The organism is Providencia sp. Me31A (assembly GCF_050487165.1).
In the GTDB taxonomy this organism is placed as follows: Bacteria; Pseudomonadota; Gammaproteobacteria; order Enterobacterales; family Enterobacteriaceae; genus Providencia.
The window spans coordinates 17,783-41,268 of sequence record NZ_JBKQGZ010000002.1; the positions used below are offsets into that span (position 1 = coordinate 17,783).

Here is a 23,486-nt window from a genome sequence, read left to right on the forward strand (position 1 = left end):
AGTTGAAAAAACAGCATATAAACCCACCCAATAAAGTTTAACTTAGATCTCATTTTCAGCAATTTACACCTCCATTCCATAGACAAGACTAAACGATTCAGCTAATCTTTGTTAACGATAACATGATTAACGAACAATCAGATCCGCTTGTAGGCACTCTGGCTGATCCGGTTATCAAGAATAATCAGGAGAGATTATGTTTAACCTATCAATTAACGATATCCACCTTGCAGCCACTGCACCGGATAAAACAAAGGCTATCGAGCAAGTTGCCAAAGCCTTAGAAACATCTGGCTATGTAAAAAGCGGCTATGTACAAGGTATGCTTAATCGAGAGAAGCAAGCCCCTACGTTTTTGGGAAATGGTATTGCCATCCCTCATGGCACAACAGACACCCGTGACCAAGTAATAAAAACCGGTTTTTCTATTTTTCAGTTCCCTGATGGAATTGATTGGGGAGAAGAGCAAACGGCTTATATTGTTATAGGAATTGCAGCCCAATCAAATGAACATTTGGAGTTGTTGCGCCAATTGACACACATTATTAGTGATGAAAGCATCGCTAATGCTATGGCAAAAGCCAATTCTCCTGAAGAGTTAAAGCAACTCCTCATGGGAGAGAACCAAGCCCAGCCCATCAATTTTGACGAGAGCATGGTCACGATCAACGCCAATGTCGATAATATTGATACATTAAAAATACAGAATATTATTCATCTTCAGAACTCTCAGTCAGTGAGCACTGACTTCATTACATCTGTTCTGACAATGCCTACTTCATATTTAGGAAAAGGCATTTGGATAAGTGATAGCCCTGTTGGAAATATTCATAATGCCATTGCATTATCCATTGTCAAAACCCCCTTTACTTATCAAGACAATCCAGTTAATGCGCTAATCACCATTTCATATTCGGATAAAAATTCAGGCGATTTCCTACAAAAAATCAAATGGTTATTAGAAGAACAAAATTTTCAATCTATTATTGAAAATGATGACGTTAACAAATTAGTCGCCTTATTTACAGGCAATAACACACAGGATAATGAACAACCACCTAGCCTTGATGAGTCTGGGATCACCAAAGAATTTACTGTACGTAATCCACATGGCTTACATACACGCCCAAGTACCATGCTCGTTACCACTATTAAAAAATTCGACAGCACAATCACCGTTAGTAACCTTGATGGAATGGCAACGCCTGTAAATGGGCGAAGCTTAATGAAAATTGTCAGTCTAGGGGCTAAATGTGGCCATCGCTTACGCGTTCATGCGGAAGGTCCTGATGCCCAACAAGCAATAGACGCTATTGGCGAAGCGATTAATTCAGGACTTGGAGAAGAAATCGTATGAGCAGAAGAGTCGCAACAATCACATTAAATCCAGCCTACGATTTGGTGGGCTTATTACCCGATATCCATCGTGGTGATGTCAATTTAGTAAAAACAGCCGGTCTGCATGCAGCAGGGAAAGGCATAAATGTCGCTAAAGTATTAAAAAATTTAGATATTGATATCACTGTAGGCGGTTTTTTAGGAAAAGAAAATCAAGATGGTTTTCAAAAAGCCTTTAGTGAACTTGGGATAGCTAACCGTTTTCAAGTTGTCGAAGGTCGCACCCGCATCAACGTAAAACTCACAGAAGAAACGGGCTCCGTAACTGATTTCAACTTTTCGGGTTTTAACGTTACAAAATCTGACTGGCAGAGGTTTGTCTCTGATTCATTGAGTTGGGCTGGGCAATTCGACATGATTTGTGTGAGTGGTAGCTTACCTCAAGGAATTGATTTAAATGATTTTACCCAATGGATGAAGCGCTTACGTGAAAAATGTATGTGTATCATTTTTGATAGCAGTCGCGAAGCATTCGTCGCCGGGCTCAAAGCATCTCCATGGCTTGTGAAGCCTAACCACCGCGAGTTGGAAATTTGGGCAGGCAAGCCCCTACCAACTCGTAAAGACATTGTTGATGCCGCCAATCAACTCCGAGCGCAAGGGATTGCTCATGTGGTTGTTTCTTTAGGTGAAGAAGGAGCTATGTGGGTGAATTCATCCGGAGCATGGTTTGCAAAACCTCCTGAATGCAAAGTTATCAGTACCGTTGGTGCTGGTGACTCTATGGTCGGAGGGCTCATTTATGGACTCATTATGAGACAAACGAGTGAGCATACATTGCGACTTGCTACCGCCATTTCTGCGCTCGCTGTTTCACAACCGAATGTTGGTATTACAGACAGAACACAGCTCGCAAGAATGATGGCTAAAGTTGACTTACAACCTTTCACGGCATAATGAGAATGAATAACATGAAAATATTAATCGCCCCAAGTCATCAACAAGGCCCTGTTGTTGTTTGGCTAGCCATTGATGCCATAAAAAAAGCGGCTATCTCTCAATCTATCACGTTCACCGAACAAATTGCAGAGGCCGATATCATTATCGCTTTTGGCAATCAATTAGCTGAGAACTTTTCTTGTGAGGGTAAAAAAGTTTATTTCGGCTCTCCTGATATAGCATTCAGACAACCTACTGAATTTCTTTTATCCGCTATTAATGATGCAAAACAAATAGCAGAAAAAGCGCCAAAGACTGATCATACAGCACCTTTCTCTGTTTTAGCCGTAACCGCCTGCCCTACAGGGGTTGCGCATACCTATATGTCTGCTGAAGCTCTTGAGGCTGAAGCCAAAAAACGCGGTTGGAACATCAAAGTAGAAACTCGCGGATCTGTCGGTGTAGGAAATGAAATTACGCCTGACGAAATCGCCAAAGCTGATTTAGTCATTGTAGCTGCGGATATTGAAGTCAATGTTGATAAATTTGCGGGTAAAAAAATGTACCGCACCTCAACCAGTGCGGCATTGAAAAAAACGGCCCAAGAGTTAGATAAGGCCCAAAAAGAAGCCACGACTTTCGTTGTTGAGGGGCAAACGTCAACCACTCCAGCTAAAACAGAAAAAAGAGGTATTTATAAGCACTTACTAACGGGTGTTTCTTATATGCTTCCTATGGTTGTAGCAGGCGGTCTCTGTACAGCCTTATCTTTTGCTTTTGGGTTAGATGCTTCACAAGTTGAAGGGAGTTTAGCTTGGGCACTTAAAGTCATTGGTGGTGATACGGCACTTGGCCTGATGGTTCCTGTCCTTTCCGCCTATATTGCTTACTCTATTGCCGATAGAACAGGATTAACCCCCGGTTTAGTAGGTGGTGCTCTTGCTGTCACATTAGGGGCGGGTTTTTTAGGAGGGATTGTATCTGGTTTCTTAGCAGGGTATTGCGCTCTATTTCTCAGCTCAAAAATCAAACTCCCTGCGTCAATGTCTGCGCTAAAACCGATATTAATCATTCCTCTACTTTCGACCCTCGTTACAGGGTTATCAATGATATATATTATTGGTCACCCCGCCGCTTTCTTGATGAATAAATTAACGATATGGTTGATTTCTATTCAAGGTACAAATGCCATTATTTTAGGCGCAATATTAGGTGCCATGATGTGTACCGACATGGGAGGGCCTATTAATAAAGCGGCTTATGCATTTGGTGTCAGTTTACTCAGTTCACAAACTTACGGCCCAATGGCTGCCATCATGGCTGCGGGTATGGTTCCCCCTCTCGCTATGGGGATCTCAACATTGCTGGCTCGCCATAAATTCGTTCCCGCAGAGCGAGAAGCAGGCAAGGCTTCATTTGTTCTAGGCCTCTGTTTTATCTCAGAAGGTGCCATCCCATTTGCTGCCAAAGACCCTATCCGTGTCCTGCCTATTTGTATTATTGGTGGTGCGATCACTGGGGCTCTATCAATGTATTTCAGCATTCAATTAATGGCACCGCATGGCGGGTTATTTGTCCTGCTAATCCCAGGCGCAGTAAATCATATTCTATTGTATTTACTCTCTATTATTGTCGGAACCATTATTTCAGGCGTACTGTATGCTGCACTCAAAAAAGCGACGCCACCTGAGGTTGAACAACAAATGGCAAGTATTGCCTGAGCCATGCGTTAAAAACTCAGTTCCTAGTATGTAAGTATTGGAAGTTTTATTTTCCCCCTTAACTGGGGGATTTTTTGTCTTGCAATATTTTATTTAATGCCAACAAAATATTATATTGGGATTCATTTTGTATCATTGTCAGGTTTCCTGCCCCTCGTAAGCCCAATACTATCTTTTGTGCTGAAAGTGAATTATGAGCATCTTTAGACGTTGAGGTTTATAGCGTTATGAAAGTCTGGACTTCAATTGACAATTAATTTGGTCACCAGTCATTTCGGTCAGTAACTCTGCCCTACATCGCTAGAGAAATTTTGCCAATGACCACTCAACGTATTATGAAAAAGTATCTGAATTTGTTAACTTGTAATCCGGATGCTCAGTTAAATATTCATGGTGTGCCAATACAATGTTTCTGGAATCCTGGGCGCTCTGTTATACGTTGGTAGTAGCCCTGCACGGCATCAAGCTGAGGATGATCTAACGGGGTACCGAACCATCGGTGGACAGATAGGCCAATAGCCACATCAGCCAAACTAAATTCACCGCCAGAAACATAGGCTCCCGTCTGTTTGAGTCGATCGTCCAGTATACGCATAAAACGGCTCCAATTTTGTATTGACTTCAGGACTTGCGATGTATCATCGTGCTCCGGAGACCTCCGTACCAAGGACATGAATGCATAACTCCAAGCGCGGTTGAGCTCAGAAGCTTGCCAATCCAGCCATTGATCAACTCGTCCCCTCGCCTCAGCGGCATGGGGGTATAATGAACCATCTCCATAACGATTGGCGAGATAACGAATGATGGTATTTGACTCCCACAGAACAAACTCGTTATCCAACAATACGGGTACCATGGCATTGGGGTTTAGTTCAGTGAATACAAAACCTGATTGCATCGGCGTCGAGGCTGTCAAATCAATATCGCATTCTTCATGTTGAAACTGTAAACCCAATTCGTTGCATGTCCAAAGCACTTTACGTACATTGATTGATGATGTTCTACCGAGAAGTGTTAGCATAAAATGCCTCATATTGTAAGGTTGCACCTAATTTAATAAGTTAGTCTCGTGGATTATATTTATACTCGAGCTATATTTTCTGTCAGAGAAATAACAATGGATAAAGGGATACTAATAAAAGTATCGACATACATACGTTAAAAATTCGGAAATACTTTATATCGTTTAGCCAGTGGCGCAAAGTCGCGCCAAAAGTGACCCATATGCTCACACTCGGTGCATTAATAATTGCGAATAAACATGATAAAAATATCACAGAGTGAATATTCTCACTCTGAGGTAAATAAGTGGTAATGGCGCCAGTCGCCATAATCCACGCTTTAGGATTAACCCACTGAAATCCAGCTGCTTTCCAGAAGCCAAATGGGCGAGATGATGATTCAGACACTTGCAACATCGGCACAGCTGTGGCTATATTCCATGCCAAATAGATTAAATAAGTAGCACCACAGATGCGCAAGGCTGTATACAGCTGAGGCCAATTTTCGAACACGCGACCAAGACCAGTACCAACAGCAATTACCATTAGAGCAAAACCTAGACTAATACCAAGAACATGGGGAATGCTACGTTTAAAACCATAATTCAGACCTGATGCAAGCAACATAGTGTTATTAGGCCCTGGTGTAATTGAGGTAACAAATGCATAAATAATAAATGCGATAAGAATATCTGTTGACATGAAATATCCTCTAACCAGCTACCATAGCTCAATGGCTTACCGGCGGTATCTTTTTGCTGTTGAAAAATGAATTAATTGTTTTCTTAGCCATCTATCCATCTATATGGAAAGTAATGAAATATTCCATCTAGGACATTTACTATGTTTATTAGATAAATACCTTAAATATTGGCGAGTTATTTAACTCACTTATTCTTAGTAATTCAGCGATTATCAACATGGAGAAGCTCTTCTCGACGAGTAATGATGCGAGAGACTAATCCATATGCAACGGCTTCTGATGCAGACATCCACAAATCACGCTCAATATCATCAATCACCCGCTCCAACGGTTGACCACTTTCCCGAGCAATCACCCTAGCAATTCGTTCTCGTGCTTTAATGATTTCCGCAGCCTGAAGAGCTATATCGCTGGCAGCCCCTCCTGTTCCGCCACTTGGCTGGTGAATGAGAAAACGCGTTTGCGGTAGGCAGAATCGTCTTTCACGGGGGGCCCCAAGGTATAGATGCGTAGCTGCGCTACCTACCCATCCTGTACCTACCATATTGACTGGTGAAGATACAAAACGGGATACATCATGTATTACATCGCCTGACTCAAGATGCCCTCCTGGTGACGATATTATCATTGTAATGGGGTCGCTTGATTCTGCATCTAGTGTCAGCAGCCTGCGAACAGTCTCAGCTGCGATCGTATCCGTGATGTTCCCAAACACTAATACCACCCGAGAACGAAATGCTTTTTCTTCAATAAAAGTACTTTCCTGAATCTGTAGAGACTGGGTCTGAACCTCATTTTCCAGTGTTATCATCTTAAAAACTCCTGAGATAAAATTAACTAATGAAATACGAGTCATGCCCCATATTCCGTTATGTTCCATTATCAACTCGACTCTATTTTTAACTGTAATTTATATTATATTTCAGTGTATTAAGCGTTTTAAGCTGAGTAAAACAGCACAGAACTAGACTTGAAACCTGATGAGCTAAGCTCTGTTGCTTTTAAATTAATATTAGTGTAGTAAATGCATTACAATCAAATTATTGTCATAGATACATTCGATGAAAAACAAGTACAAAATAATTGTTGATAAATACGTTGATTTAATTCGATCTGGAGAGTTGACGGCAGGTACTCGGTTGCCTACACACAGGGATCTGGCTGCCAGTATGCGTATTTCACTGGCTACAGCGACCAGAGTCTATGCCGAATTAGAGGCCATGGGTTTAATCAGTGGAGAGATCGGACGGGGAACTTTTGTCAGGGAAATATCACTTCCCCCTGGGCATGGTATCGATCAGCATGATGTATCGGCCGGCTTAATAGACCTAAATTTTAATTATCCATCCCTACCGGGACAGGGAGAATTACTTCGTGAAGCCCTAAGGCAAATCTCTAGTTCTGGCGATATTGAATCGTACTTGCGGTGCCAACCACATGCAGGAAGGTTATCTGATAGACACATTATTGCAGGGCATCTTTCTCGTGGTGATTTTGAACCAAATGCGGACAACGTGATTATAGTCAATGGTGCTCAGCATGGTTTAACCGTCACAGTAATGGGACTCCTGAGACCTGGAGATGTGGTAGCAGTAGATGCACTAACCTACTCGGGTTTTAAAGTTCTTGGTGCATTGTATCATTTGGAACTGATAGCCATCCCAATAAAAAACAGCGGGCCTGATCTTGAGGCTCTGCGTCAAATTTGTAGATTAAGACACGTTCGAGCCATATATGTAATGCCTACTTTACATAATCCTCTAGGTTGGGTACTGAGCCATGAACAACGTAAAGAAATTGTTAATATTGCACGTTCAAATGATCTGCTAATAATTGAGGATGCTGCGTATCATTATCTGGTGAAAACCCAGCCCCCTCCCGTTGCTTTTTTTGCTCCAGAAAGAACCATATACATAACCGGCTTTTCCAAGAATGTGGCTACAGGGTTACGGATTGGCGTAATTATCTGTCCAGAGGCTTATCGTCCTGCTCTTGAAAGAGTCGTAAGAGCAACAACATGGAATACACCATCTCTTATTGTGTCACTGGTCTGTAATTGGATTCAGGACGGGACGGTATCACGGCTTGAAATGTTGAAAAGGCGCGATGCACGTGAGCGACAGAGAATACTGAAAGAAACTCTTGGACACATGACCTGTATATCACATCCTGATTCATATTTTGCATGGCTTCCACTCCCAGATGATATGAGGGCTGACAACGTTGCTAAAATATTAATGGAAAATAATATTTCGGTTTCAACTGCCGAACCTTTTTGTATTTCGCAGAACGTGCCCCAAGCTATACGGATTGCGCTAGGATCCGTCAGCTATGAAAACCTACATAAAGCCTTGCAGAAGATCAGAAAATTAATTTAATTATCGACGAGGGTAGTCTGCGGTCTCCATGACACTGTTGCAGCAAAATTTAAGTGACTGGTATGCTAAATTAACTATTTCGTTACTAAGGCTCTTTGTATGAACGCATTTAAAGTACGTTATTTTACCGAGATTATCATCCTTTGGGCCGTGCGCTGGTACTGAAAATACGGTACCAGCTATCGATGAAGTGCCCCCCAGTAGTGGGATTATCTCTTTTGGCTCATCTTATCGTGATAAATTAAAATCTAAATATTCAATTTATCACATTATAATAAGATTATAATAAAATTGAGTTATCTGCCAATCACTTACGACGCCAAGTCGTACCCGCAGACGAGTCTTCGAGAACAATCCCCATTGCCGTCAGCGCATCACGAGCCTCATCAGCTAACGCCCAGTCTTTACTTTGGCGTGCATCATTGCGTTGCTTAATCAATGCTTCGATTTTAGTGACTTCCGCGTCATCTCCTGCTTGTACACCGCCCTTTAAAAAGGCTTCAGGGTCTTGCTCTAATAAACCCAATACACTTGCTAATTCACGAAGCTGCGCAGCCATACCATTTGCTGATGACATGTCTTCTGATTTCAATCGGTTAACTTCACGAACCATGTCAAACAATACCGAATAAGCCTCTGGTGTATTAAAATCATCATTCATCGCTTCAATGAAACGCGCTTTAAATTCTTCTCCACCAGCAGGTGAGGCTGACTTATCTGTGCCACGTAATGCAGTATACATACGCTCAAGTGCAGTACGTGCCTGTTTTAGGTTTTCTTCTGTGTAATTAAGTTGACTACGATAATGACCAGACAACAGGAAATAACGCACCGTTTCTGCATCGTAATATTCAAGTACATCACGGATAGTAAAGAAGTTATTGAGAGATTTAGACATTTTCTCTCTGTCTACCATGACCATACCGGAGTGCATCCAGTAATTCACGTAAGGGCCATCATGTGCACAGGTTGACTGAGCAATTTCATTTTCATGATGAGGGAACATTAAATCAGAGCCGCCGCCATGAATATCAAAATGGTGACCTAAGGTTTTGCTGTTCATAGCAGAACACTCAATATGCCACCCCGGACGTCCTAACCCCCAAGGAGACTCCCAGCTCGGTTCACCTTCTTTAGACATTTTCCACAAGACAAAATCCATTGGATTACGTTTAACATCAGCCACTTCAACTCGCGCCCCCGCTTGCAGCTGTTCTAAGTCTTGGCGTGATAACAAACCATAATTAGGGTCTGTTTTCACTTCAAACATCACATCGCCATTATCAGCCACATAAGCGTGCCCACGTTCAATCAAGCTTTGAGTTAACGCAATAATTTCACCAATATGGCGAGTCGCACGAGGCTCGCTATCAGGACGTAAAATATTTAATGCATCAAAATCTTTATGCATTTCCGCTAACATACGAGTTGTTAGTTCATCGACGCTTTCATTATTTTCTGCTGCACGTTTAATGATTTTATCGTCAATATCGGTCACATTACGTACATAATTCAAGTCATAACCCAAATAACGTAAATAGCGGCTAATTGCGTCAAATGCCACAAATGTACGGCCATGGCCGATATGACACAAGTCGTAGATAGTGATGCCACACACATACATCCCAATCTTTCCTGCGTGGATGGGCTTAAACTCTTCTTTTTGACGACTTAGTGTATTAAAAATTTGTAGCATCTGAACTTTTCCATTTATTTGAAAAATGATTATTGATTTCTATCGATAAAATATCATGTTATTGAACCCCGATCACCTTAAGAATGCAAGGGTTTAGCTTCCCATTCTTCGTGGTTTTTTCAGTGTATTTAATATGCGCCTGTTATGCTATAAAACAAGCTCAATACGCTCTGTCGCTTCAAGTCAGGTTTTATCTGTGATATAAACTTGCTGATCTCAACGCTTTCGCAAGACAGCGCATAAAAAACAATTATTCAGGATAGCTATTATGGTTACATTTCATACCAATCACGGTGACATTGTTATCAAAACGTTTGACGATAAAGCTCCCGTTACAGTCGAAAACTTTTTAACCTACTGCCGTGAAGGTTTTTACAATAATACCATTTTTCATCGCGTTATTAATGGTTTCATGATCCAAGGCGGTGGTTTTGAACCTGGAATGGAACAAAAAAACACTAAAGCGCCGATTAAAAACGAAGCTAACAACGGTTTAAAAAACAGCCGTGGTACCTTAGCAATGGCTCGAACTAATGATCCGCACTCAGCAACAGCACAATTCTTTATCAACGTTGTGGACAATGACTTCTTAAACTTCCGTTCAGAGCGCCCAGATGGTTGGGGTTACTGTGTATTTGCTGAAGTCGTTGAAGGTATGGATGTTGTTGACAAAATCAAGGGCGTTTCAACTGGCCGTAGTGGTTTCCACCAAGACGTTCCGCGTGAAGACGTTATCATCGAAAAAGTGACTGTCAGCGAGTAAGCCTGAACGCATGTCCACTTACATCATTGCAGATTTGCATTTGAGTGAAGATGAGCCGGCGATCACCGCCGGTTTTATCAATTTTATTCAACAGCAAGCCATCCATGCCGAAAGCCTGTATATCCTCGGCGATTTTTTCAACTATTGGGTGGGCGATGATGATAACAATCCCCTTCATCAACTTGTCGCAAATGAGCTAAAACAGCTCACCAATCTAGGTATTCCTTGTTATTTCATTCATGGTAATCGTGACTTTTTAATTGGCAAGCGCTATGCCAAACAGTGTGGCATGACCATTTTACCGCAAGAAACATTACTAGAACTAAATGGTAAACGTATTCTCATCATGCATGGTGATACCTTGTGTACTGATGACGCGGCCTACCAAAATTATCGCAAAAAAGTTCATACCCCGTGGATACAACGGCTATTTCTTTCGCTGCCGCTATTTATTCGTCGCCAGGTCGCACAAAAAATGCGTAAAAATAGCCAATATGCCAGCAGTATGAAAGCCGAATCCATCATGGACGTAAATCCCCAAGCAGTAAGCAATGTGATGCAAAAGCACCAAGCACAATGGTTGATACACGGTCACACCCACCGTCCTGCTATCCATGAAATCAATATTAATGGCAAGTTACATTACCGTGGTGTATTGGGTGCATGGCACCATGAAGGTTCTGCCTTTATCATCAATGAACAAGGTGTTGAACTGATTTTCTTTCCATTTGAATCAATTTAACTAGCCATAAATATCTGCTCATATTCACGATCGTTTGTCTAATTATTCACCACGCAAACGTTTTCCTTGTCGCGTTACCGTGATATGATCACCGCAATTCAATTTCCCCCATCTTCGGGGCATGTTTTTTCACTACAGGAAAGCACTCAATGACTGTTCAATCTGCGGCAAAAATCGCCATTGTTATGGGTTCAAAAAGTGACTGGGCAACCATGCAGCATGCCGCTGACGTGTTGACTGAACTGCAACTCCCTTTCCATGTCGAAATCGTCTCAGCACACCGTACCCCTGATAAGTTATTTTCCTTTGCTGAAAATGCCAAAAAAAATGGGTTTGATGTAATTATTGCGGGTGCAGGTGGCGCAGCGCATTTACCGGGTATGTTAGCAGCGAAAACGTTGGTGCCTGTTTTTGGCGTTCCTGTACAAAGCGCCGCACTCAGTGGCGTGGATAGTTTGTATTCGATTGTACAGATGCCCAAAGGTATCCCGGTCGGTACCTTAGCTATAGGTAAAGCCGGTGCCGCTAATGCCGCATTATTAGCGGCTCAAATCTTAGCGATTAGCGACTCCACAGTATTTAGCCGTCTCACAACATGGCGAGAATCGCAAACTAACGATGTGTTAAATCACCCAGACCCGAGGGAAGCCTAATGAAACCCGTTTGTGTCCTTGGCAATGGTCAATTAGGTCGCATGCTCCGCCAAGCGGGGGAACCATTAGGAATTGCCGTTTTTCCTGTTGGCCTTGATGCAGAGCCAGAAGCTGTTCCTTACCAACAAAGCGTGATCACCGCTGAAATAGAACGTTGGCCTGAAACACCACTGACTAAAGAACTCGCTCGCCATAATGCGTTTATTAACCGCGATATTTTTCCACGCTTAGCGGATAGGTTCCCACAAAAAAGTTTATTTGATAGCTTAAATTTGGCTACCGCACCGTGGGCATTACTTGAGTCCCCTGAGCAATGGCCTGAACTGTTCACCACTTTAGGTGATTTTTTGATAGTGAAACGCAGAACAGGCGGCTATGATGGGCGCGGCCAATGGCGTGTTCGCCCCGGCGATGAAAAAGACTTACCCACAGAAATTTATGGCGAGTGCATCGTTGAACAAGGTATCCCATTTGATGCTGAAGTTTCGGTAATTGGGGCACGTAATGCCGCAGGTGAGTCTGTTTTTTACCCTATCACTCATAACCTGCATCAAGACGGTATTTTACGTACCAGTGTTGCCTTTCCTAAATCAAAGAATCCCTTACAAGACCAAGCTCAAGGGATGTTAAGTGCGGTCATGGATGAACTCGGCTATATCGGTGTCATGGCGATGGAATGTTTTATCGTTGGCGATAAACTATTAATCAACGAGATTGCCCCTCGTGTCCATAATAGCGGGCACTGGACGCAAAATGGCGCATCCATCAGCCAATTCGAGCTACATTTAAGGGCTATTTTAAACTTACCGATGCCATCTCCTGAGGTTTATTCCCCAGCGGTTATGGTAAATTTAATTGGTACCGATATTAATTTACAATGGCTTAGCTTGCCGCTGGTTAATCTGCACTGGTATGAAAAAGAAGTTCGTCCTGCGCGTAAAGTAGGGCATTTAAATTTATCTCACCGTGACTGCCAGCAATTGATTTTCACCCTAAATTCACTCATCCCTCTTTTACCAAATGAGTACAAAAGTGGCATTGAGTGGGCAAATAAAAAATTAGACTGGTACTCTCATCAATAAATAGGGAAAATAGCCCTATTCGATGCCCGAATCTATTTTCGGGCATTATGCTATTTTCGCCGTCATTCAAAATATAAATCCCCTGATTGAAGGAATACGGCATTACTGGAGTTATTATGTCTTCACAGCCGTTTAGCCCGTTTTACCAATGGTGCATTCTTATCCTTTTAGGGCTGGTTTATTTTTTAGCCACAGCAACGACCTTCACTTCTCTTGGCGTCGTATTACCTGAGATGATCAGCGAGCTAAAATGGAGCTGGAGTGAAGCTGGCTTTGGTTTTACCTTGCTTGGGCTAACTTGTGGACTCGCCAGCTTTCTCCCATCCTTATTGATCCGTAAAGTAGGCGTGAGAGCAACACTGTTACTGGGAACCGCTGTCTTTGTTGCCGGGTTTTATAGCCTTTACGCCACACAAGCCATTAGTAGCTATTTTTTAGGTACGGCATTAATTGGTATTGGTTTCACTTTATTGGCAACCGTTCCTGGTACCTATGTACTTTCCCGCTTATTTGAAAAACAGTCCCTTGCCTTCGGGTTATATTTCACCATTGGTGGCTTAGGCGGTGTTGCAGGGCCTTGGATTTACTTTTACGCCTCAAACCAGCTAGGCTCTTGGCGTATGCACTGGGTACTCTGTGCGGTATACCTGAGTATAATTACACTGATCACTATTTTTATGTTACGTGAAGGCAAACAAGAGCAAGAACATGCTAAACGTGTGATGCAAAAACAAGTTCGTGATGATAGCAAACCTATTTACCGCACCGCGGAAGTGTGGACGGTTGGTCGAGCGTTACGCACATGGCAATTTTATTTAATTGCAGCGACTTATACTTCGTTCTTATGGTGTGGGATCACGGTAAACAGCTTTGCTGTTGCCCATATTGAAGAGCGAGGGTTTGGTATGACAGTTGCCGTTTCATTACTTAGCACAATGGCTTTTGTTAATGCATTCTCACGATTTATCGGAGGTGCAGCAGGCGAATGGCTTGAGCCGAAAAAACTATTGATTAGCAGCCTGATCATTATGGTACTCGGCGTAATTTTCCTGAGTATTGCCACATCTTGGCTATGGTTAATTCTCTTTGTGCTCTGTGTTGGTATTGGCTACGGTATGACCTTCCTTGCATCCAGTGTTTTGTTGTCTAATTACTTTGGCCGAGGGCCTTACCTAGAGCTATTTTCTGTCGTCAATTTAATTTCCACCATCGCCTGTTTAGCACCTTTTATTGCTGGTGGCATCAAGGACTTAACCGGTAGTTTTACCCCTGCATTTTTAGTAATTGCCGCCCCTGTGGTGATTATTTTGCTCCTCACTTTAATGATGAAACCGCCTGTTCTCAACAAAGCATAAAAAATCCCGAGTGCGAGCTCGGGAAAATATCAAGACCAAGGGAAAACGTCATCATCTATCCAGACGACAGATCAAACGTGCGTATTATTGAGCATGCAAAAAACTATCATACCAACAGATTAGCTGTGCCACTATTTACTCATTTGATGGCACAAAACTATTATAAATTAAGGTGTTAACAGTTCTGGCACCTTTAATAAAATGAATTCATTATCATCTGCTTTATTTGGTTCACGACTAGAAGAAAACGGATAGTTATTATCATTTCCAACAATAATATGTTCATTATCAACGATATCGACGTTTTCAATGGTGAAGAATGGGAACGTAAACACGCCATCGTTTAGCGGTTTTCTCGCATTATTATCAGGATCTTTGATATTCATTAAATCAATATACGCCTGCTTATCAACCGCCCCACCGACATTTTTATCTGAAAATTCGATTCGATATACACGCTTAAACTTAGCTAGGTTACTAAAACAATTCTCGGTCTTATGGCTACCTTCAGCACAGGCTTTATCTGCGGTTCCTTCACCATTATCACGCTCAATAATTAAGCCATGAGTATCATCAATTAAGTTAAAGTCACCAATGGCATTTTGATCATCTTCAAAGACATACAACCAGCTTCTTCCTGTCCACTCTTGTTTTTTTACATCAAACTCAAGAATACGTGCGGCACGTTTACCTTCTACAGTTTCATAATCTTGCTTCTCATCATGCCAAATCGCCCCCTCCAACATTGGGTATAGTTTTGCCCCGTCAGGTGATGATGCCATGCCTTCAAAACCTTTTGAACGATTGACTTGGAAAGCCACTCTATCCGTGGGTTTACTTGGCGTGGTGATTTGGTAATGGTCAGGAGAAACAATTTTCTTTCCATCTACTTGTGTTTCAAACAAGGCTAATACCTTGCCATCTAAGTCCATTTTGATTAAATAAGGACCAAACTCATCCCCCACCCATAATGCCCCATCCGCAAATTGAAAACTTTCTGGATCAAAATCGCTGCCTGTCAAATAGCGCTCTTTGGTACTTTCATTAATGATATGAAAAGGAATAATTTTATTTGGGTCTTGGAAGAAAACTGTTTTCAGTGGTGTGGTTTTACCTGATTTGAAATCAATATCATACTGAGTGATGTATAACATCGAGTCAGGGGAGTTTACTTTGTTGCCAAAGCCATTATCCGTCAGCACCCAATATGTCCCATCAGACATACGTTTAATCCCAGAATGCCCTTGTAATGGCTGCCCTTTAATTGGAATATGCATCCCAGTCGGGCGATCCGCTGATTTTCCTTCCACTTTACCTAAAGTATCGATGCGGGTACCCGTCGTAAATTTGCCACTGATTTGTAAGTCTGATGGGGCATTTTCTGGTGCTGGAACCGTTGAGTTAACGGGCAAAATTGAGTGTCCAGCCAATGTTGCTGGCACTTCTTGTTGAGCAAACCCGGTGAGGCTAAATGACACTAAACTTGCCAATAATGACAAAGAACCTAATTTATGTTTGATAGAATTGTGGCGGGTCATGTTATGTTTCCATTGTAAGGCTATCAATAATCGACAGCCGAATCATAACGTTGATGAATGAAGCTTTTATGAAGGATTGAAGACAGTTATTTTACTGAAAAACAAGAATTTTTATAGTATTCAATGAATAGTGAAATTAGGTATTTTTACTTAGCATTATAGCTTTCTAAATACCTCAAGTTGCAGTCCTCCTACAACTTGAGGTTTGAAGAGTATTAACTATTCGGTAAACGGCGATGTTGATTGCCCGTGCCTAATAAACGTAACCCTAGCCAACCACCGCAAATGGATAATAAAATTGCTGCACACAATGGCAATAGTATCCACATACGCCACTCTGGTTGCCAAGGGAAGTCAAACACTTTACGTTGCAATAACCACAACGCAATTTCTGCCCCAAAGGCTGCTGCAAGCCCCGCCATTACGCCAAGTAATGCGAATTCACTCCATAACGTTCTACGCATTAATTTTTTGCTGGCTCCAAGTGTGCGATATACCACAAGCTCTCGCTCTCGTTGGCTCATTCCCACTTGAATTTGTGCCAACAACAGTAATAAGCCACAGAAAATAACCAATACAACCATGACTTCTAAGGCTTGGCTTACTTGCTGAAGAATTTGCTGGATTTGGGTAATAATCGCACCAGTATCAAGCACATTAATCGTTGGGTAATGACGGCTAAGCTGCGTCAATAATTGTCCATCCCCTTCATAATGGAAACTGCTGAGCCAAGTAGTAGGCATTGCAGAAAGCGTTTCTTCAGAAAAAATAAAATAAAAGTTTGGACGCAAGCTTTCCCAATCAACCGTACGAATACTGCTTACCGTGGCATTAAATACCTGAGCCCCAGCGTTAAACGTTAATTTATCACCAATTTTTAAACCGAGCTCTTTAACCACCGTTTGCTCAATCGAAACTTCTCCCGCTTTAGGTGGCCATGTCCCTTCATCGACCACATTCGCAGGCGCCAAGGTTGATTGCCATGTCAAGCTCAGCTCACGTCTGACTGTATTATTATTTGGGTCGCGTTTATCGGCCCATTCAATGGCTGATTGATCGTTAATGTCCGTCAAACGCGCAAGAACGATAGGGTTAAACTCCGTAGGTTGTACTTGATACTGTGCCAGTAACTCCGTCACCGGTTTAAGCTGTGACTGGTTCATATTGATCAAGAAATAATTGGGACTATCTGCGGGTAGCTGCTGCTGCCAACGATCTAATAAATCACCTCGCACCAATATTAGTAACGCCAACAACATAAATGACAATGAAAATGCGCTCATCTGAGTGATGGTTTGCAATGGTTGGCGTAATAAACGGCTCACAGAAAGGCGGAGACTAAGTTGGCGAAACTTAATATGCCGTAGACCCCATAGCCCTAACCAACCAATTAACGCTAATAAAATAGCCACTACCACAATACCCGCTAGAATCGACCAAAGTAGTGGATTCACTCCAGCAAACACAAACAAGCCGCCGACAACAATAAATATGACGATGGGAAGATAATAATATAGCGGCCAAATTGGTGACCTTGCATCTTCACGCAAAACCCGTGATGGCTGAGTAGCCATTAATTGGTAATAAGGGCGACTTCCAACAACAATAGCAATAATAAATAATGTACCAATTGCCCAAACCCAAGGCATCGAACTGGCAGGTGGCAGTTCCTTCGGCAACATTGCCCCTAAGATTTGCATAAGAATACCTTCAAATGCCAAACCTAATAGTGAGCCAAGTAAAGCGGCGGCAATCAAAATCACTAACCATTGCCCAATAATCCATTGACGTAATGCACGACGCCCTGCCCCTAACGTTTTTAATACTGCAATTAATTGATGACGGCTACGGCAATAATGTGTCATCGACACGACTACCGCCGCAATCGCTAATAACAAGGTCAATAAAACTGACAGCAATAAAAACTGTTGCGCACGTTGAAATGTTTTCCCAACAGCCCCGTTGTCCTCACTCAAGGTATACCAGCGTTGGTCACTTCGTAGTTGTTTATCAAATTTTTGTTGAAATTCGTCGATAATGCGGCTATCACCCGCAAACATATCACGATACGTTAACCGACTACCCAGTTGGATGGCGCCAGTGAGTTTCGCATCATCAATCGAAATCAACACTCTAGGTGCAATTTGAAAGGGATTAAAACCACTATCCGGCTCTTGAATGAGTTGGCCTGAAATTTTGAGCGTCGCATCACCAATATCAATATCATCCCCCACTTTAAGGCCTAACAACTCTAACAGTCGAGGAGCAACGAGTGCCTGCCCTTGCTCTGGCAGCAAACCTTCAGGCTCAGTCACTAAGTCTCCATACAATGGGTAGGCTTTATCTGCAGCTTTGACGAGCACTAATTGAGGGCGAGCATTATCATCCTCCGTGGCATAGGCCATCGTCGAAAATGAAATCTGTTGACTCAGTTTTAAGCCATTATTTTTTGCATCTTGTAACCATGCGGGATCACTCGGGTGAGAAGAACGCAAAACCAAGTCACCTGCTAAAAGTTCACGACTTTGGTAGCTCATGCTGTTTTCAATGCGGTCACTGATGCGCCCAAGTGCCAGCACACAGGCAACCGCAAGTGTCAACGCTAACCAGACAATCAATAAAGATGGCGTTTTCCATTCACGCCAAAACCAACGCCAAATCATGCTTCTTCCCTCAACTGCCCATCCACTAATCGCAAGCGACGTTGGCAACGCGCGGCTAATTCGTTATCGTGAGTGACTAACACTAAGGTTGTGCCATGTTCTTGGTTCATCGCAAAGAGTAAATCAGCGATTTTATCCCCAGTATGACGATCAAGGTTACCTGTCGGTTCATCAGCAAATAAAATCTGTGGACGGCCATTAAACGCACGCGCTAAAGCCACACGCTGTTGTTCACCACCAGAAAGCTGTGCAGGCATATGCTTAAGGCGTTTTCCTAATCCTAATTCAGTTAATAAATCAGCAGCTTGTTGGTGGCTTGCTGATTCTGAATCACCGCGTAATAAGGATGGCAGTTGCACATTTTCAATAGCATTTAAAGTTGGGATTAACATAAAGGATTGAAACACAAAGCCAACACTTTCAGCCCGTAAACGAGCCCGTTGCTCTTCGTCCATTTTAGTGAGGTCTTGGCCTAATAAACTAACCGTTCCACTTGAGCCATCATCCAACCCCGCAATAATTCCTAGCAACGTTGATTTCCCCGAACCTGACTCCCCAATTAAAGCAATTGTTTGACCGGACTCGACAATTAGCTCAACACCTTGCAATATAGTCAGTTCATGTTCACCTTGGCCAACACGTTTAATGAGATGATGAACTTCAAGAATATTATTCGCCGACATATATTGGTTTTTCTCCTGTTACTAACTGCAAGCGGACACGCTCTAGCGTCAACTAAGCTATTGATTTTGGGTGATAGCCTCAGTGCAGGCTACCGTTTACCAGCAGAACAAGCTTGGGCGTCATTGCTTGCCGACCGCTGGCAGAAATTGTCACCACCCATTACAGTAATTAACGGCAGTATTAGTGGAAACACTTCTGCTCAAGGGCTTGAACGCCTTTCTATCCTACTTGAGCAAAATAAACCTAACTGGGTTTTGATTGAACTGGGTGCCAATGATGGTTTACAGGGGCTTCCAGTTGACCAACTCGAAAGTAACTTACAACAAATTATTGATAAAATAGAGCAATCTGGTGCTAAGCCGCTCTTAATGCAAATTCGTATTCCACCTAACTATGGCAAACGTTATACCGCAAGTTTTGAAAAAGTGTATCCTAAACTTGCAGATAGCAACCACATACCCTTGCTTCCTTTTTATATGGAAACGGTGATTACAAAGCCTGAGTGGATACAGCAAGATGGCATTCACCCTACTGTTGACGCCCAGCCCTCCATTGCTGATTTTATGGAAAAACAACTTTCCACCTATATTTTACCGTCTAACAAGTAAAATAGAAGGTAAACTAGGGTATTAAAATACCTGAAATAGATTCAATTGCATGAAATGAAGGTAAAGTTATGTACACACCAGCACGAAACAAAAAATCAGTCCTGATAACAGGTGCTTCAAGTGGTATTGGCTTTTGTGCTGCACAAACTCTCCATCAGCGTGGCTACCATGTTATTGTTGCTTGCCGTAAGGAAAGTGACATTTTACGCCTTAAAGAACTCGGGTATGATACTGTTTCCCTTGATCTTGATGATAAAGATAGCATAGATAATGCGGCTCAATCCGTGCTATCTCTCTGTAACAACCGACTTTTCGGATTATTTAACAATGCCGGTTTTGGCGTGTATGGCCCCCTAAACAGTGTTAGCCGCGAACAACTAGAAGCGCAGTTTTCGACTAACTTTTTCGGCGTTCATCAGTTAACGTTCAAACTGTTACCTGCCATGCTAGAACACCATGAAGGGCGGATTATCCAAACCAGTTCCGTAATGGGGATTATTTCCACCCCCGGGCGTGGTGCTTATGCGGCAAGCAAGTATGCATTAGAAGCGTGGTCTGATGCCTTACGCTTAGAATTAAAAGACAGTGGAGTCTTCGTCAGCTTAATTGAACCTGGCCCAATACATACAGCGTTCACACAAAATGTTGAGCAAACTCAGAAAGATAAACCTGTTAAAAACCCTGGGATAGCCTCTCGCTTTACATTAACGCCAGAGCATGTGGTTGAAAAATTAATCCATGCGTTAGAAAGTCCACGCCCGAAAGTGCGTTATTCCGTCACATTATTGACCATTGTCGTGCGGGTACTTAAACGCATTTTGCCTGACAAACTAATGGATAAAATACTGGCAAATCAGGGAAAAAAGGCTTGAAAAAAGCAAAATCACCCCCACTCTACTAGTATTGTTCACAAATTCTATTGATAACAAATTCTAAAGAGATACCTTATGTTTGCTAACGCTCAAATTATAGATATTAACGAAACCAACTTGCAGCAAGTCATTGAACAGTCAATGAACTTACCGGTAATGTTCTATTTTTGGTCTCCTCGTAGCCCGCATTGCCAAGAGTTTGGCACCATGTTAGAAAAAATCGCTAATGACTATGCAGGGTTGTTTGTTTTAGCTAAAGTTAATTGTGATGAAGAACAAATGATCGCGGGTCAATTTGGACTAAAAGCGATCCCAACAGTGTATGTCTTACAAAATGGGCGCCCTGTTGACGGTTTTGAAGGGCCGCAACCTGAAGAGGTGGTATTAGAGATTTTATCTCGCGTACTTCCTAGCCCTGAAGAGATGAAAGCGGCACAAGCGGCTGAATTAATAGCGGAAGGAAAAACGCAAGAAGCATTACCTCTGTTAAAAGAAGCCAATCAGCTCAATCCAAAGAATAGCGATATCACACTATTATTAGCGGAAACTCAAATTAGCTTAAACTTGGTTGATGAAGCGCAAACTACGTTAGAAACCGTGCCATTACAGGATAAAGACAGCCGTTATCAAGGCCTAATTGCTCAAATTGAGTTGTTAAAGCAAGCCGCGGATACTCCTGAAATTCAACAGTTACAAGATGAGTTTGCACAAAACCCACAAGACACAACGTTAGCAGTTCAACTGGCGCTTAAATTACATGAAGTCAACCGCAATGAAGAAGCGCTCGAATTATTGCTGGGCTTTTTACGTAAGGACTTAGGTGCCGGTGAAGGTACCGTGAGAAAAGCCATGATGGACATCATGGCGGCAATGGGTACAGGCGATGCTGTGGCCAGTAAATATCGCCGCCAAATGTATTCATTACTTTACTAATTAAGGGATTATTATGGACTTGTTCGCCTTTGGTGCTATACCGATTATCATTTTTGTTGCCATCGTTATTGTTTTTACTTGTGTTAAAACAGTACCACAAGGCTTTCAGTGGACGGTTGAACGCTTTGGTCGCTATACCCGCACCTTGCAACCTGGGCTGCATATTATAGTGCCTTTTATGGACAAAATAGGCCGCCGTATCAATATGATGGAACAAGTTCTTGATATTCCATCTCAAGAGGTTATTTCCCGAGATAATGCCAACGTCACTATCGATGCTGTCTGCTTTATTCAAGTGATTGACCCTGTCCGTGCGGCTTATGAGGTAAGCAACCTAGAGCTGTCCGTATTAAATTTAACCATGACGAATATTCGTACCGTATTAGGTTCAATGGAACTGGACGAAATGTTGTCACAACGGGACTCTATCAACAGCCGCTTATTGCATGTTGTTGATGAAGCCACCAACCCGTGGGGCGTAAAAATCACCCGTATCGAAATTCGTGACGTCAAACCCCCAAAAGAATTAATTAGTGCGATGAATGCGCAAATGAAAGCAGAGCGGACCAAACGCGCTGATATCCTTGAAGCTGAAGGTATTCGCCAAGCGGCTATCTTGAAAGCGGAGGGCGAAAAACAATCGCAAATCTTAAAGGCGGAAGGTGAACGTCAATCCGCTTTCTTGCAAGCGGAAGCCCGAGAAAGAGCCGCTGAAGCGGAAGCAAAAGCGACTCAAATGGTCTCAGAAGCCATTGCGGCTGGCGATATGCAGGCAATCAACTACTTTGTGGCACAAAAATATACCGATGCACTGACCAGTATTGGTTCAGCGCAAAACAGTAAAGTCATTATGATGCCACTGGAAGCCAGTAATTTAATGGGGGCAATCGGCGGTATTACTGAACTGATTGGGGAAAGTAAAAACGCCAATAACTTGAAAAAACAGGCAAAAGAATGATAGAGCTTATCAGCGCTCAACCCGCATGGTTCTGGCTATGTCTTGGTGGGCTATTGCTGGTTGGTGAACTACTGGGCACTGCGGGTTACCTTTTATGGTCAGGGATTGCCGCGGTGCTCGTCAGTCTCATTGCGTGGGTACTGCCATTTGTCGGTTGGGAATGGCAAGGGATTTTATTCGCTATTTTCACGGTAGTTTCTGCGGTTTTATGGCGAAAGTGGTTAAGTGGGCGAAAAAAAACTAGTGCTGATGATGTGAACCAGAAAAGCCACCAGCTGGTTGGGTGTCAAGCACGCCTGTTAACCGATACGGAAGAAGGTTATAGCCGCATTCGCTTAGCTGATGGCAGCTGGCGTGTATACAGTGATACCCAGCTACCTGTAGGCACGGAGGTCGTAGTGATTGCGGTAGATGGCATCACTTTGCAAGTCAAGCCTTCTCATGGTGGCAGCACCCACGAGCCAAATGGTCAATAATCGGGCAATCAGCACCGTCATCCCCTGGGCATACGTCCACAAGTTCTTGTAATGTATCGCGGATAGCAGACAATTTAATGATTGTCTGCTCTAATTCATTTATTTTAGATATGGTTGTGCTTTTTACATCCGCGCTGTGTCTATTTGGATTACGAAATAAGCCTAATAATTCACCACATTCATCCAGTGTAAAACCAACATCTTTGGCTTGCTTAAGCAACACTAACTCATTCAAATGTCGTTCTTGATAATAGCGGTAACTGTTCTCTCCTCTATCGGGCGGTGTTATCAAGCCTTTGTCTTCATAAAAACGAATCGCTTTTGCAGTTAGACCTGTTTTTTTGGCAATTTCACTAATATTCATAATTCCTCTTGACCTTAAC

22 protein-coding genes are annotated in these 23,486 nt (G+C 42.6%); 14 read left to right on the top strand and 8 right to left on the bottom strand.

Features of this window, described 5'->3' with window-relative positions; all coding sequences use genetic code 11:
• The first annotated feature begins 196 nt into the window (after positions 1 to 196).
• Genes fruB through fruA form a run of 3 tightly spaced genes read left to right on the top strand, consistent with a single transcriptional unit; the run spans position 197 to position 3,998 of the window.
• Positions 197 to 1,357 (top strand): fused PTS fructose transporter subunit IIA/HPr protein, encoded by a 1,161-nt coding sequence (gene fruB, locus ACLPIE_RS01500; RefSeq protein WP_430259003.1) that lies wholly within the window; start codon positions 197 to 199, stop codon positions 1,355 to 1,357.
• Positions 1,354 to 2,295 carry a 1-phosphofructokinase gene (gene fruK, locus ACLPIE_RS01505; protein WP_430259005.1) on the top strand — a complete coding sequence of 314 codons (942 nt, stop codon included), beginning with the start codon at positions 1,354 to 1,356 and terminating at the stop codon, positions 2,293 to 2,295. The genes fruB and fruK overlap by 4 nt, the downstream gene beginning before the upstream one ends.
• Before the next feature lie 14 nt (positions 2,296 to 2,309).
• A complete protein-coding gene (fruA, locus tag ACLPIE_RS01510; protein WP_430259007.1) occupies positions 2,310 to 3,998 on the top strand; it encodes a PTS fructose transporter subunit IIBC in 1,689 nt (562 codons plus the stop codon).
• 388 nt (positions 3,999 to 4,386) lie between these two features.
• On the opposite strand, the gene ACLPIE_RS01515 is transcribed toward fruA, so the two are convergent.
• The 3 genes from ACLPIE_RS01515 to ACLPIE_RS01525 all read right to left on the bottom strand — a co-directional run bounded on the left by ACLPIE_RS01515 (position 4,387) and on the right by ACLPIE_RS01525 (position 6,513).
• Positions 4,387 to 5,019 (bottom strand): glutathione S-transferase family protein, encoded by a 633-nt coding sequence (locus tag ACLPIE_RS01515; RefSeq protein WP_430259009.1) that lies wholly within the window; start codon positions 5,017 to 5,019, stop codon positions 4,387 to 4,389.
• An 82-nt stretch (positions 5,020 to 5,101) separates the two neighbouring features.
• Positions 5,102 to 5,701 (bottom strand): LysE family translocator, encoded by a 600-nt coding sequence (locus ACLPIE_RS01520; RefSeq protein WP_430259010.1) that lies wholly within the window; start codon positions 5,699 to 5,701, stop codon positions 5,102 to 5,104.
• A 203-nt stretch (positions 5,702 to 5,904) separates the two neighbouring features.
• Positions 5,905 to 6,513, bottom strand: coding sequence for an ATP-dependent Clp protease proteolytic subunit (locus tag ACLPIE_RS01525; RefSeq protein WP_430259012.1), 609 nt, complete (start codon positions 6,511 to 6,513; stop codon positions 5,905 to 5,907).
• A 250-nt stretch (positions 6,514 to 6,763) separates the two neighbouring features.
• Here ACLPIE_RS01525 and ACLPIE_RS01530 point away from each other — a divergent pair, with 250 nt between their 5' ends.
• Positions 6,764 to 8,080, top strand: coding sequence for an aminotransferase-like domain-containing protein (locus ACLPIE_RS01530; protein WP_430259014.1), 1,317 nt, complete (start codon positions 6,764 to 6,766; stop codon positions 8,078 to 8,080).
• Positions 8,081 to 8,387: 307 nt separating this feature from the next.
• On the opposite strand, the gene cysS is transcribed toward ACLPIE_RS01530, so the two are convergent.
• A complete protein-coding gene (gene cysS / locus ACLPIE_RS01535) occupies positions 8,388 to 9,776 on the bottom strand; it encodes a cysteine--tRNA ligase (RefSeq protein ID WP_430259016.1) in 1,389 nt (462 codons plus the stop codon).
• A 268-nt stretch (positions 9,777 to 10,044) separates the two neighbouring features.
• Between cysS and ppiB the strand changes: the two genes are divergently transcribed.
• The 5 genes from ppiB to ACLPIE_RS01560 all read left to right on the top strand — a co-directional run bounded on the left by ppiB (position 10,045) and on the right by ACLPIE_RS01560 (position 14,371).
• Positions 10,045 to 10,539: a peptidylprolyl isomerase B gene (gene ppiB, locus ACLPIE_RS01540; protein ID WP_430259018.1), complete on the top strand. Its 495-nt coding sequence runs from the start codon at positions 10,045 to 10,047 to the stop codon at positions 10,537 to 10,539.
• A 10-nt stretch (positions 10,540 to 10,549) separates the two neighbouring features.
• Positions 10,550 to 11,281, top strand: a complete 732-nt coding sequence (gene lpxH, locus ACLPIE_RS01545; RefSeq protein WP_430259020.1) for a UDP-2,3-diacylglucosamine diphosphatase — start codon at positions 10,550 to 10,552, stop codon at positions 11,279 to 11,281.
• Positions 11,282 to 11,430: 149 nt separating this feature from the next.
• Entirely contained in the window at positions 11,431 to 11,934 is a 504-nt protein-coding gene (purE, locus tag ACLPIE_RS01550) for a 5-(carboxyamino)imidazole ribonucleotide mutase (RefSeq protein WP_430259022.1), read from the top strand.
• Positions 11,934 to 13,016 (top strand): 5-(carboxyamino)imidazole ribonucleotide synthase, encoded by a 1,083-nt coding sequence (gene purK / locus ACLPIE_RS01555; protein WP_430259024.1) that lies wholly within the window; start codon positions 11,934 to 11,936, stop codon positions 13,014 to 13,016. Before purE ends, purK begins: the two co-directional genes overlap by 1 nt.
• Before the next feature lie 116 nt (positions 13,017 to 13,132).
• On the top strand, positions 13,133 to 14,371 hold the full coding sequence (locus tag ACLPIE_RS01560) for an MFS transporter (protein WP_430259025.1): 1,239 nt from the start codon (positions 13,133 to 13,135) through the stop codon (positions 14,369 to 14,371).
• Between the two features lie 167 nt (positions 14,372 to 14,538).
• On the opposite strand, the gene ACLPIE_RS01565 is transcribed toward ACLPIE_RS01560, so the two are convergent.
• The 3 genes from ACLPIE_RS01565 to ybbA form a co-directional block, all read right to left on the bottom strand.
• Complete coding sequence (locus ACLPIE_RS01565) at positions 14,539 to 15,909, bottom strand: esterase-like activity of phytase family protein (RefSeq protein ID WP_430259027.1); 1,371 nt, start codon at positions 15,907 to 15,909, stop codon at positions 14,539 to 14,541.
• Positions 15,910 to 16,124: 215 nt separating this feature from the next.
• Positions 16,125 to 18,572, bottom strand: a complete 2,448-nt coding sequence (gene ybbP, locus ACLPIE_RS01570) for a putative ABC transporter permease subunit YbbP (protein ID WP_430259029.1) — start codon at positions 18,570 to 18,572, stop codon at positions 16,125 to 16,127.
• Positions 18,569 to 19,255, bottom strand: coding sequence for a putative ABC transporter ATP-binding protein YbbA (gene ybbA, locus ACLPIE_RS01575; protein WP_430259031.1), 687 nt, complete (start codon positions 19,253 to 19,255; stop codon positions 18,569 to 18,571). Before ybbA ends, ybbP begins: the two co-directional genes overlap by 4 nt.
• Between ybbA and tesA the strand changes: the two genes are divergently transcribed.
• The 5 genes from tesA to ACLPIE_RS01600 all read left to right on the top strand — a co-directional run bounded on the left by tesA (position 19,223) and on the right by ACLPIE_RS01600 (position 23,103).
• The gene (gene tesA, locus ACLPIE_RS01580; protein ID WP_430259032.1) at positions 19,223 to 19,864 is read left to right on the top strand and encodes a multifunctional acyl-CoA thioesterase I/protease I/lysophospholipase L1; all 642 of its coding nucleotides are present in this window, start codon (positions 19,223 to 19,225) and stop codon (positions 19,862 to 19,864) included. The two genes, ybbA and tesA, sit on opposite strands and share 33 nt — an antisense overlap.
• 68 nt (positions 19,865 to 19,932) lie before the next feature.
• The gene (locus ACLPIE_RS01585; RefSeq protein WP_430259034.1) at positions 19,933 to 20,736 is read left to right on the top strand and encodes an SDR family oxidoreductase; all 804 of its coding nucleotides are present in this window, start codon (positions 19,933 to 19,935) and stop codon (positions 20,734 to 20,736) included.
• Positions 20,737 to 20,811: 75 nt separating this feature from the next.
• Positions 20,812 to 21,669: a co-chaperone YbbN gene (locus tag ACLPIE_RS01590; protein WP_430259036.1), complete on the top strand. Its 858-nt coding sequence runs from the start codon at positions 20,812 to 20,814 to the stop codon at positions 21,667 to 21,669.
• 13 nt (positions 21,670 to 21,682) lie between these two features.
• Positions 21,683 to 22,627, top strand: a complete 945-nt coding sequence (locus tag ACLPIE_RS01595) for an SPFH domain-containing protein (RefSeq protein WP_430259038.1) — start codon at positions 21,683 to 21,685, stop codon at positions 22,625 to 22,627.
• The gene (locus tag ACLPIE_RS01600; protein ID WP_430259040.1) at positions 22,624 to 23,103 is read left to right on the top strand and encodes an NfeD family protein; all 480 of its coding nucleotides are present in this window, start codon (positions 22,624 to 22,626) and stop codon (positions 23,101 to 23,103) included. Before ACLPIE_RS01595 ends, ACLPIE_RS01600 begins: the two co-directional genes overlap by 4 nt.
• On the opposite strand, the gene cueR is transcribed toward ACLPIE_RS01600, so the two are convergent.
• Entirely contained in the window at positions 23,057 to 23,467 is a 411-nt protein-coding gene (gene cueR, locus ACLPIE_RS01605; protein ID WP_430259042.1) for a Cu(I)-responsive transcriptional regulator, read from the bottom strand. The genes ACLPIE_RS01600 and cueR overlap by 47 nt on opposite strands.
• Between the last annotated feature and the right edge of the window lie 19 nt (positions 23,468 to 23,486).

What these genes read in the sequence shown, in the direction of transcription:
- fruB (WP_430259003.1), top strand. Translation starts at nt 197, where the DNA reads ATGTTTAACCTATCAATTAACGATATCCACCTTGCAGCCACTGCACCG.
- fruK (WP_430259005.1), top strand. Translation starts at nt 1,354, where the DNA reads ATGAGCAGAAGAGTCGCAACAATCACATTAAATCCAGCCTACGATTTG.
- fruA (WP_430259007.1), top strand. Translation starts at nt 2,310, where the DNA reads ATGAAAATATTAATCGCCCCAAGTCATCAACAAGGCCCTGTTGTTGTT.
- ACLPIE_RS01515 (WP_430259009.1), bottom strand. Translation starts at nt 5,019, where the DNA reads ATGCTAACACTTCTCGGTAGAACATCATCAATCAATGTACGTAAAGTG.
- ACLPIE_RS01520 (WP_430259010.1), bottom strand. Translation starts at nt 5,701, where the DNA reads ATGTCAACAGATATTCTTATCGCATTTATTATTTATGCATTTGTTACC.
- ACLPIE_RS01525 (WP_430259012.1), bottom strand. Translation starts at nt 6,513, where the DNA reads ATGATAACACTGGAAAATGAGGTTCAGACCCAGTCTCTACAGATTCAG.
- ACLPIE_RS01530 (WP_430259014.1), top strand. Translation starts at nt 6,764, where the DNA reads ATGAAAAACAAGTACAAAATAATTGTTGATAAATACGTTGATTTAATT.
- cysS (WP_430259016.1), bottom strand. Translation starts at nt 9,776, where the DNA reads ATGCTACAAATTTTTAATACACTAAGTCGTCAAAAAGAAGAGTTTAAG.
- ppiB (WP_430259018.1), top strand. Translation starts at nt 10,045, where the DNA reads ATGGTTACATTTCATACCAATCACGGTGACATTGTTATCAAAACGTTT.
- lpxH (WP_430259020.1), top strand. Translation starts at nt 10,550, where the DNA reads ATGTCCACTTACATCATTGCAGATTTGCATTTGAGTGAAGATGAGCCG.
- purE (WP_430259022.1), top strand. Translation starts at nt 11,431, where the DNA reads ATGACTGTTCAATCTGCGGCAAAAATCGCCATTGTTATGGGTTCAAAA.
- purK (WP_430259024.1), top strand. Translation starts at nt 11,934, where the DNA reads ATGAAACCCGTTTGTGTCCTTGGCAATGGTCAATTAGGTCGCATGCTC.
- ACLPIE_RS01560 (WP_430259025.1), top strand. Translation starts at nt 13,133, where the DNA reads ATGTCTTCACAGCCGTTTAGCCCGTTTTACCAATGGTGCATTCTTATC.
- ACLPIE_RS01565 (WP_430259027.1), bottom strand. Translation starts at nt 15,909, where the DNA reads ATGACCCGCCACAATTCTATCAAACATAAATTAGGTTCTTTGTCATTA.
- ybbP (WP_430259029.1), bottom strand. Translation starts at nt 18,572, where the DNA reads ATGATTTGGCGTTGGTTTTGGCGTGAATGGAAAACGCCATCTTTATTG.
- tesA (WP_430259032.1), top strand. Translation starts at nt 19,223, where the DNA reads ATGATGAACTTCAAGAATATTATTCGCCGACATATATTGGTTTTTCTC.
- ybbA (WP_430259031.1), bottom strand. Translation starts at nt 19,255, where the DNA reads ATGTCGGCGAATAATATTCTTGAAGTTCATCATCTCATTAAACGTGTT.
- ACLPIE_RS01585 (WP_430259034.1), top strand. Translation starts at nt 19,933, where the DNA reads ATGTACACACCAGCACGAAACAAAAAATCAGTCCTGATAACAGGTGCT.
- ACLPIE_RS01590 (WP_430259036.1), top strand. Translation starts at nt 20,812, where the DNA reads ATGTTTGCTAACGCTCAAATTATAGATATTAACGAAACCAACTTGCAG.
- ACLPIE_RS01595 (WP_430259038.1), top strand. Translation starts at nt 21,683, where the DNA reads ATGGACTTGTTCGCCTTTGGTGCTATACCGATTATCATTTTTGTTGCC.
- ACLPIE_RS01600 (WP_430259040.1), top strand. Translation starts at nt 22,624, where the DNA reads ATGATAGAGCTTATCAGCGCTCAACCCGCATGGTTCTGGCTATGTCTT.
- cueR (WP_430259042.1), bottom strand. Translation starts at nt 23,467, where the DNA reads ATGAATATTAGTGAAATTGCCAAAAAAACAGGTCTAACTGCAAAAGCG.